The 10,556-nt window shown below is 74.0% G+C and carries 1 protein-coding gene; it reads left to right on the top strand.

Annotation, left to right across the window (positions count from 1 at the left end; all coding sequences use genetic code 11):
- The first annotated feature begins 23 nt into the window (after positions 1–23).
- Positions 24–10,547, top strand: coding sequence for a type I polyketide synthase (locus ACT2CW_RS27175; protein WP_445518568.1), 10,524 nt, complete (start codon positions 24–26; stop codon positions 10,545–10,547).
- The last annotated feature ends 9 nt before the right edge of the window (positions 10,548–10,556 follow it).

Raw genomic sequence — 10,556 nt, 5'->3', positions numbered from 1 at the left:
TGACCTCAGGAGGTGACGTTTCCGTGGCTAGCGCGAACGAAGAGAAGCTGCTCGACAATCTGAAGTGGATGACCACTGAGCTGCGCCGGGCCCGTCGCCGCCTGACCGAGGTGGAGGCGGACGCGCAGGAACCGATCGCCATTGTGGCGATGAGTTGCCGTTTCCCCGGTGGCGTCGGTTCGCCCGAGGATCTGTGGCGGCTGGTCGCGGAGGGCGGTGACGCCATTTCCGGATTCCCCGCCGACCGCGGCTGGGACATCGACGGACTGGCCGATCCGGACCCCGACCGCAAGGGCACCTTCTACAACAGCGGTGGTGGATTCCTCGACGGCGCCGCCGAATTCGACCCCGGATTCTTCGGCATTTCGCCGCGCGAGGCCCTGGCGATGGACCCGCAGCAGCGGCTGCTGCTGGAAACGTCCTGGGAGGCGTTCGAGCGCGCGGGAATCGACCCGACGTCCGTCAAGGGCAGCCGCACCGGCGTGTATGTGGGCGCCTCGGCCATGGGCTACGGCTCCGATGTCCAGGGCGCGCCGGAGGAGCTGGAGGGCCTGCTGCTCACCGGCGGCGCCACCAGCGTGCTGTCCGGCCGTATCGCCTACACCTTCGGCCTCGAGGGCCCGGCCGCCACGATCGACACCGCGTGCTCGTCGTCGCTGGTCGCGCTGCACTGGGCGGCCCAGGCGCTGCGGCAGCGCGAATGCTCGCTCGCCCTCGTCGGCGGCGTCACCGTGATGCCCAACCCCGATGTCTTCGTGGAGTTCAGCCGCCAGCGCGGCCTCGCCCCCGATGGCCGCTGCAAGTCCTTCGCCGCGTCGGCGGACGGCACCGGCTGGTCCGAGGGCGTCGGCGTACTGCTGGTCGAGCGGCTGTCGGACGCGCGGCGCAACGGCCACCAGGTGCTGGCCGTGGTGCGCGGCAGCGCGGTGAACCAGGACGGCGCGTCGAACGGCCTGACCGCGCCGAACGGCCCGTCCCAGCGGCGTGTCATCCGCCAGGCGCTGGAGAACGCCCGGCTGTCCGCCGCCGAGATCGACGTCGTCGAGGCCCATGGCACCGGCACCACGCTGGGCGACCCCATCGAGGCGCAGGCGCTGCTCGCCACCTACGGCCAGGAGCGGCCCGAGGGGCGGCCGCTGTGGCTGGGCTCGCTCAAGTCCAACCTGGGCCACGCCCAGGCGGCGGCGGGCGTCGCGGGCGTCATCAAGATGGTCATGGCGATACGCCACGGCCTCATGCCCAAGACCCTCCACGTCGACCAGCCGTCCCCGACCGTGGACTGGACGGCGGGCGAGGTGTCCCTGTTGACCGAGGCCCGGCCCTGGGACGAGACCGGCAGGCCGCGCCGGGCCGGGATCTCGGCCTTCGGCGTGAGCGGCACCAACGCTCACACCATCCTGGAGCAGGCCCCCGAGCCGGAGGCTCCGGAAGACTCTCCGGAGCCGGACAGGGACGCCGCACCGGCCGCGAACGCCGCGCCGGTCACCGCCACCGTGCTGCCGTGGCTCCTCTCCGCCAGGAACGCGGCGGCGCTGCGCGACAACGCCCGGCGCCTCGCCTCCCACCTCGACCGCGAACCGGCCCTCGGCACCGCCGATGTGGCCTACTCACTGGCCACCGCCCGGGCGGCGCTGGAGCGGCGCGCGGTGCTCGTGGGCGAGGACCGCGCCGGGCTGGCCGCCGGTCTTGACGCGCTGGCGCGGGGGGAGTCGGCGCCGGGGCTGATCGAAGGCACGGTCGGCGAGGGCGAGATGGCGTTCCTGTTCACGGGGCAGGGGAGTCAGCGGCTGGGGATGGGGCGTGAGCTGTATGCGTCCTACCCGGTGTTCGCGGAGGCGCTGGATGAGGTGTGTGCGGAGCTGGATCCGCATCTTGAGCGGCCTTTGAAGGACGTTCTGTTCGGGGATGACGCGTCGGTACTGGATCGGACGGGGTTCACTCAGCCCGCGTTGTTCGCGGTTGAGGTGGCGTTGTTCCGGTTGGTTTCGGAGGCGTGGGGGCTGCGGCCCGACTATCTGTCGGGTCATTCGATCGGTGAGCTGGCCGCCGCGCATGTGGCAGGTGTGTTGTCGCTTGCCGACGCTGCCAAGCTGGTGGCGGCGCGTGGTCGGTTGATGCAGGAGCTTCCGGCGGGTGGCGCGATGATTGCCATCCAGGCGTCGGAGGAAGAGGTGACGCCGCTGCTGACCGAGCGGGTCAGCATTGCCGCCCTCAACGGCCCGTCGTCGGTGGTCATCGCGGGTGATGAGGACGCGGCGCTGGAGATCGCGGCGAGCTTCGAGGCGCAGGGCCGCAAGACCAAGCGCCTTACGGTCAGCCATGCGTTCCACTCCCCGCGCATGGACGGGATGCTGGAGGCGTTCCGCGAGGTGGCCGAGGGCCTGTCGTACGAGGCCCCGCGCATTCCCATCGTCTCCAACCTCACCGGCACCGTGGTCTCCGCCGAGGAGATCACGACCCCCGACTTCTGGGTGCGCCATGTCCGCGAGGCCGTCCGCTTCCTCGACGGCATCCGGACCCTTGAGGCCAAGGGCGTCACCACGTTCATCGAGCTGGGCCCGGACGGGGTGCTCACCGCGATGGCGCAGGAGTGCGTGACCGACGCCGCCGCGGCCGGTTTCGTCTCCGCGCTGCGCAAGGACCGCCCCGAGGCCGAGACGCTGACCACGGCCGTCGCACGGGCCCATGTGCGCGGTGTGGCGGTGGACTGGGCCGGATACTTCGCAGGTAGGGACGTCCATCACGTCGACCTGCCGACGTACGCCTTCCAGCACGAGCGGTTCTGGCTGGAGCCGGGCGCGGCGTCCGTGGGTGATGTGGCCTCGGTGGGCCTGGAGTTGGCGGGGCATCCGCTGCTCGGCGCCGCCGTGCCGCTGGCGGAGACCGATGGGCTGGTGTTCACGGGACGGCTGGGTGTGGATACGCATCCGTGGCTGGCCGACCATGCGGTGCAGGGCGCGGTGGTGCTGCCCGGCACGGCCTTCGTGGAGCTTGCCGTCCGCGCCGGTGACCAGGTCGGCTGTGACCTGCTCGACGAGCTGACCCTGCATGCCCCGCTGGTGCTGCCCGCACGCGGTGGCGTCCGGCTACAGCTCACCGTCGGCGCGCCCGATGGCGCCGGACGGCGGTCGCTGACCGTGCTGTCCCGCGCGGAGGACGCCCCGGCCGAGGAGCCGTGGACGCGACACGCCGACGGTGTGCTCGCCACGGGCGCGCCCCGGCCGTCGTTCGCGCTGACCGCGTGGCCGCCGCAGGGCGCCGAGGCGGCCGGTACAGAGGAGCTGTACGCGGCGCTCGCGGACGGCGGGCTGCGGTACGGCCCGGTGTTCCAGGGGCTCACGGCCGCGTGGCGGCGCGGCGACGAACTCTTCGCCGAGGTCCGGCTGGCCGAGTCCGCCGCGTCCGACGCGCAGGCGTACGGTCTGCACCCGGCGCTGCTCGACTCGGCGCTGCACGCGCTCGGCCTGGACGGCCTGGGCGACGGCGACGGCCAGGGGCGGCTGCCGTTCGCCTGGAGCGGCGTGTCGCTGTACGCGAGCGGCGCCTCGGCGCTGCGGGTGCGGCTGGAGCTGCGGGGCGCGGACGGTGTCCGGCTGGAGATCGCGGATGCCACCGGTGCGCCGGTCGCGGCCGTGGACTCGCTGGTCCTGCGCGCCGTGTCGGCGGAGCAGGTGCGGGCCGCGCGGGCGGCGTACCACGAGTCGCTGTTCCGCGTGGAGTGGACCGACCTCCCGGCCGGTGCGGGCGCCGCCGCGCCCGGCAGCGGCCGCTGGGCGGTGCTGGGCACGGACGCGTTCGGGTTGGGCGCCACGGCATACGCGGACCTCGCGGAGCTGGGCAAGGCCGTCGATTCCGGAACGGCGCTGCCGGAGTACGTAGTGGTGTGCCCGGCACGTGAACGCCCGGGTGCGGCTTCTGAAGGCCCGGGTGCGGCAATTCAAGCCCGTCCGGCGATTGAGGACACGCCCGAAGGGCGTACCAACCCGCACGCAGACGGCGCGGCACTCGAAGGCCCGGATGCGGCATCTCCAGCCCGTCCGGCGCTTGAGGACCGGGGTCCGGGGCGGAGCCCCGGTGGGGTTCAAGGGGCGGAGCCCCTTGTTTCGGGAAGGGGCGGGGTGGGGGAAACCCCCTCGCCCGCCACCACGGCGCACCAGACCACCACCCAGGTCCTTGCCCTGCTCCAGCAGTGGCTGGCCGACGACCGCTTCACGAACTCCCGGCTGGTCCTGCTGACCTCAGGCGCCGTGGCCACCGAGGCCGGTGAGCCGCTGACGGATCCGGCGGGCGCCGCCGTACAAGGCCTGGTGCGCTCCGCACAGGCGGAGAACCCGGACCGCTTCATCCTCCTGGACATCGACGGCCAGGACACCTCGCTCGCGGCGCTTCCGGCCGCCCTGGCGACGGACGAGGAGCAGTTGGCCGTCCGCGCGGGCATGGCCCGTATCCCGAGGCTGGCCAGGGTGCCGGTCGCGGAAGAGACGACCACCGAGTACGCCTTCGACCCCGAGGGCACGGTGCTGGTGACCGGCGCGTCCGGCTCCCTGGGCGCCCTGTTCGCCCGCCACCTGGCAGCCGAGCACGGCGTACGACACCTGCTACTGATCAGCCGCCGCGGCGACCAGGCCCCCGGGGCAGCCGAACTCACCACCGAACTGGCCGAGTTGGGCGCCGAGGCGCGCTGGTCGGCCTGCGACGTGGCGGACCGCGACGCCCTCGCCGCGACCCTCGCCACCATCCCCGCCGAGCACCCGCTGACGGCGGTCGTGCACACCGCAGGCGTACTGGACGACGGCGTCATCGGCTCACTCACCCCCGAGCGCATGGCGCACGTGATGCGCCCGAAGGTGGACGCGGCCTGGAACCTCCACGAACTCACCCGCGACCTCGACCTGACCGCCTTCGTCCTGTTCTCCTCCGCCTCGGGCGTGTTCGGCACCCCGGGCCAGGGCAACTACGCCGCCGCCAACGCCTTCCTCGACGCCCTGGCCGCACACCGCCGCGCCGAGGGCCTGCCCGCCGTCTCACTGGCCTGGGGCCCCTGGGCGGGCGCCGGGATGGCCGGTGGCCTGGACGAGGCCGACATCGCCCGGATGCGGCGCGCCGGACTGCCGCCGCTGTCCCCGGCGGAGGGCCTGGCGCTCCTCGACGCCGCGCTCACCACGGACGAGGTGGCACCCGTCCCGATGCGCGTGGACGCCGTGGCGCTGCGCGCCCAGGCCGCGGCGGGCGCGCTCGCGCCGCTGCTGCGCGGGCTGGTGCGGGTCCCGGTGCGCCGCGCGGTGGACACCGCCGCGGGCGGCGGTTCCGCGCTGGCCGAGCGGCTGGCCGGGCTGAGCGCGGCCGAGCAGGACCGGCTGCTGCTGGACCTGGTGCGTACGCAGGTGGCGGCCGTCCTCGGCTATGCGGGCCCGCAGGCCGTGGAGGAGGGCCGGGCGTTCAAGGACCTGGGCTTCGACTCCCTGACCGCCGTCGAGCTGCGCAACCTGCTGCGCGAGGCCACCGGGCTGCGGCTGCCGCCGACGCTCGTCTTCGACTACCCCACCTCGACCGCCCTGGCGGGCCATCTGCGCCAGGAGATCGTGGGGGACCCGGCCGATGGAATCGTCCCCGACCGGGTGATCAGCGCGGTGGACCGCGACGACCCCATCGCGATCGTCGCGATGAGCTGCCGCTTCCCCGGCGGGGTGCACTCGCCCGAGGAGCTGTGGCAGTTGCTGGTGGCCGGTGACGACGCCATCACCCCGTTCCCCGCCGACCGCGGCTGGGACCTCGCCACCCTCTACAGCGACGACCCCGACATCGAGGGCACCAGCTACACCCGCGAGGGCGGCTTCCTGCACGACGTGGCCGACTTCGACGCCTCGTTCTTCGGCATCTCGCCGCGCGAGGCGCTCGCGATGGACCCGCAGCAGCGGCTGCTGATGGAGACCACCTGGGAGGCGTTCGAGCGGGCCGGGATCGACCCCGCGGCGCTGCGCGGCAGCCGTACCGGCGTCTACATCGGCTCCAACGACCAGGACTATCTGACCCTGTGGCTGAACGAGCCGCAGGGCCTGGAGGGCCACCTCGGCACCGGCAACTCCTCCAGCGTGGCCTCCGGCCGCCTCTCCTACGCCTTCGGGCTCGAAGGACCGGCGGTCACCATCGACACCGCCTGCTCGTCCTCGGTGGTGGCGCTGCACCTGGCGGCCCAGGCGCTGCGCAACGGCGAATGCTCGCTCGCGCTGGCCGGTGCCGTCACGGTCATGTCCACCCCGGGCGCCTTCCTGGAGTTCAGCCGGCAGCGCGGACTGGCCGCCGACGGCCGGATCAAGGCGTTCTCGGCGGACGCGGACGGCACCAACTGGTCCGAGGGCGTGGGCCTGTTCCTGGTGGAGCGGCTCTCCGACGCCCGCAGGAACGGCCACCCGGTGCTCGCCGTCCTGCGCTCCACCGCCATCAACCAGGACGGCGCGTCCAACGGCCTGACGGCGCCCAACGGCCCGTCCCAGCAGCGCGTCATCCGGCAGGCCCTCGCCAACGCCGGTCTTTCGGCCACGGACATCGACGTCGTGGAGGCACACGGCACGGGTACGACGCTGGGCGACCCGATCGAGGCGCAGGCGCTGCTCGCCACCTACGGCCAGGACCGGCCCGAGGGCCGCCCGCTGTGGCTGGGCTCGGTGAAGTCCAACATCGGCCACACCCAGGCCGTGGCGGGCGCCGCCGGCATCATGAAGATGGTCATGGCGATGCGGCACGGTGTGCTGCCGCGGACCCTGCACGTCAGCGAGCCGACCCCGCACGTCGACTGGACCGCCGGGGACATCGAGCTGCTGACCGAGGCCCGGCCGTGGCCGGAGACCGGCCGTCCGCGCCGCGCGGGCGTGTCGTCGTTCGGCTTCAGCGGCACCAACTCGCACGCGATCATCGAGCAGGCCCCGGCCATGGACGCGGTCTCCGCGCCCGCCCCGGAGCGGGACCTGCCCGTCCTCGCCTGGCCGGTCTCGGGCCGTACCGAGGACGCGCTACGGGCCCAGGCCGCACGGCTGCGCCCCTCCGTGGCCGCCGCCGGAGCCGACACGCCGCGCCCGCTCGACCTCGCGTACTCCCTGGCCACCTCGCGTGCCGCCCTGGAACACCGGGCCGTGCTGCTCGGCCCGGACGGCGACCTCCTCGGCGACCAGCTCGCGGCACTGGCCGAGGGGCGCGGTGCGGCGGGGCTCGTCGAGGGCTCGGTGACCGGTGGCAAGCTGGCGTTCCTGTTCACGGGGCAGGGGAGCCAGCGGCTGGGGATGGGGCGTGAGCTGTACGACGCCTATCCGGTGTTCGCGGAGGCGCTGGACGCGGTGTGTGCGGAGCTGGACACGCATCTCGAACGGCCCCTTCGTGAGGTGCTGTTCGGGGAGGACGCCGAGGCGCTGGACCAGACCGGGTTCACTCAGCCCGCGCTGTTCGCGGTCGAGGTGGCGCTGTTCCGGCTCGTCGAGGCATGGGGTCTGAAGGCGGACTTCCTGTCCGGGCACTCGATCGGCGAGCTGGCCGCCGCGCATGTGGCCGGTGTGTTCTCGCTGGCCGACGCGTGCACGCTGGTGGCCGCGCGTGGCCGGCTGATGCAGGAGCTGCCCACCGGTGGCGCGATGATCGCCGTCCAGGCGTCCGAGGACGAGGTGACGCCGCTGCTCAGCGAGCGTGTCTCGATCGCCGCGCTGAACGGGCCGACGTCCGTCGTCATAGCGGGCGATGAGGACGCGGCCGGGGAGATCGCAGCCGCGTTCGAGGCACAGGGCCGTAAGACCAAGCGCCTCACCGTGAGCCATGCGTTCCACTCGCCGCGTATGGACGGCATGCTGGACGCGTTCCGCGAGGTCGCGCAGGGGCTTACGTACGAAGCCCCGCGCATCCCCATCGTGTCCAACCTGACGGGCGAGCTGGTCTCCGCCGAGGAGATCACCAGCCCCGACTTCTGGGTGCGCCACGTCCGCGAGGCGGTCCGCTTCCTCGATGGCGTACGGACGTTGGAAGCCCAGGGCGTCACCACCTACGTCGAACTCGGCCCCGATGGCGTCCTGACCGCCATGGCCCAGGACTGCGTGACCGGCGAGGGCACCGCCTTCGCCGCCGCGCTGCGCAAGGACCGCCCCGAGGCCGAGACCGTCACCACCGCGCTCGCCCAGGCGTATGTCCGGGGCGCCGAGGTGGACTGGGCCGGGTACTTCGCCGGGACCGGCGCACACCGTGTCGACCTGCCGACGTACGCGTTCCAGCGCCGCCGCTACTGGCCGGACCTCGCCCCGGCGGCCGGGACCCCGGCCGAGGGCGCCGTGGACGCGATGGACGCGCGGTTCTGGGAGGCCGTGGAGCGCGAGGACTGGGAGTCGCTCGCCGGTGAGCTGCGGGTCGAGGGCGACCAGCCGCTCAGCGCGGTGCTGCCCGCCCTGTCGTCGTGGCGCCGCGCCCAGCGCGAGCGGTCCGCCGCGGACGGCCACCTGTACAACGTGGTGTGGAAGCCCGTAGTGGGGAAGGAGCGTCCCCAGGGCGGCCCTTCGGGCGCCCCGGCCCCGTCCGGCACCTGGCTGACCGTCGTCCCGGCGAGCCACGCCGACGACCCGCGGATCACCGCTGTGGCCGACGACCTGACCCGGCGCGGCGTGCGGGTGGTCACGCTCGAACTGGACGCCGCCGACACCGACCCCGCCGCCGTGGCCGACCGCCTCGCCGCGGCGTCGGCCGATGGCCCGGTGGCCGGGGTGCTGTCCCTGCTGGCGCTGGACGAGCGGCCGCATCCGGAGCATCCGGCGGTGCCGGTCGGCCTCGCGCTGACCGGTGCGCTGGCCGAGGCGCTGGCGCGGCGCGGCGACGACGCCCCGGCGCGGCTGTGGTGCGCCACCCGGGGCGCGGTCTCGACCGGCGGCGCCGACCGGCTGGACAGCGCCACCCAGGCCCAGGTCTGGGGCTACGGCCGCGTGGTCGCCCTGGAGCAGCCCGAGCGCTGGGGTGGTCTGGTGGACCTTCCGGAGACCGTGGACGAGCGGGCGCTGGACCGGCTCGCGGCCGTGCTCGCCGGGTCCGACGACGAGGACCAGATGGCGATCCGCGCCACCGGGGTCTTCGTACGCCGCCTCGTCCCGGCCCCGCGCACCGCGGCCACCGCCGCCGCCGAGCCCTGGACGCCGCGCGGCACCGTGCTGGTGACCGGTGGCACGGGCGCCCTGGGCCGGCATGTGGCCCGCTGGCTGGCCGACCACGGCGCGGAGCGGCTGGTGCTGCTCAGCCGCCGTGGCCCCGACGCGCCGGGCGCGGCCGAGATCGTGGCCGAACTCTCCGGCACCGACACCGCCGTGACCGTCGAGGCGTGCGATGTGGCCGACCGCCACGCGCTCGCCGCGCTGGTGGAGAAGCTGGCCGCCAACGGCACGCCGGTCCGGGCCGTGGTGCACTCGGCCGGGATCTCCCAGGAGCCCGGCACCGGCACCGAACTGCCCGAGTTCGCCCGGATCGTGGCGGCCAAGACGACCGGTGCGGTCCACCTCGACGCGCTCTTCGGCGGCGACACCGAGTTGGACGCCTTCGTGCTCTTCTCCTCGATCGCCGGGGTGTGGGGCAGCGGCGGCCAGGGCGCGTACGCGGCCGGAAACGCGTTCCTCGACGCGCTGGCCGAACAGCGCCGGGCCCGTGGCCTGCCCGCCACCTCGGTGGCCTGGGGCCCGTGGGCGGAGGGCGGCATGGCCGCCGAGGGCGACGCCGAGGAGCAGCTGCGCCGCCGTGGGCTGCCGCCGATGGCACCGGAGGTGAACATGGTCGCCTTCCAGCGGGTGCTCTCCCGCGGGGAGACCGCCGTGACGGTGGCCGATGTCGACTGGGAGCGGTTCGCCCCGGCCTTCACCGCCGCCCGCCCCCGCCCGCTGATCGACGATCTGCCGCAGGTGGCCAAGGCCCTGCGCGGCGGCGGCGACGGCGACGGCGAGCTAGCGGACAAGGCGGCGGCCGACGGCGCGTCGGGTCTGCGCGAGCGGCTCGCCGGGCTGTCCGCGGCCGAGCGCGAGGACGCGGTGCTGGACCTGGTCCGCACCCATGTGGCCAGTGCCCTCGGCCACGCCTCCGCCGACGAGGTCGAGGCCGGGCGCGCCTTCAACGAGCTGGGCTTCGACTCGCTCACCGCGGTCGAACTGCGCACCCGGCTCGGCGCGGCCACCGGCCTCAAGCTGCCCGCCAGCCTGGTATACGACTACCCGACCCCGGCCGCGCTCGCCGAGCATCTGCTGACCGAGCTGGTCCCGGACGGACCGGGCCACGGCACCGGCCACGGCCTCGGCCACGCCCTGCCCGATGTGGACCTCGATCCGCAGGACGCCGAGCTGCGCCGCACCCTGGCCGCCATCCCGATGAGCCGGATCCGGGAGGCCGGGCTGCTGGACACGCTGCTCCGGCTGGCCGATCCACAAGCCGCCACTTCCGACCCCAGCGGCGCCGAGGACGAGGCGGAGTCCATCGACGAGATGGACGTCCAGCACCTCATCGACATGGCGCTCGACCTCGACAGCCTCGACGGCAACGATTCCTGACGCGGGCCC

The organism is Streptomyces sp. NEAU-174, from assembly GCF_052665095.1.
The sequence above is the reverse complement of the archived record's forward strand: the minus strand, read 5'-3'. Positions and strand labels throughout refer to the sequence as shown.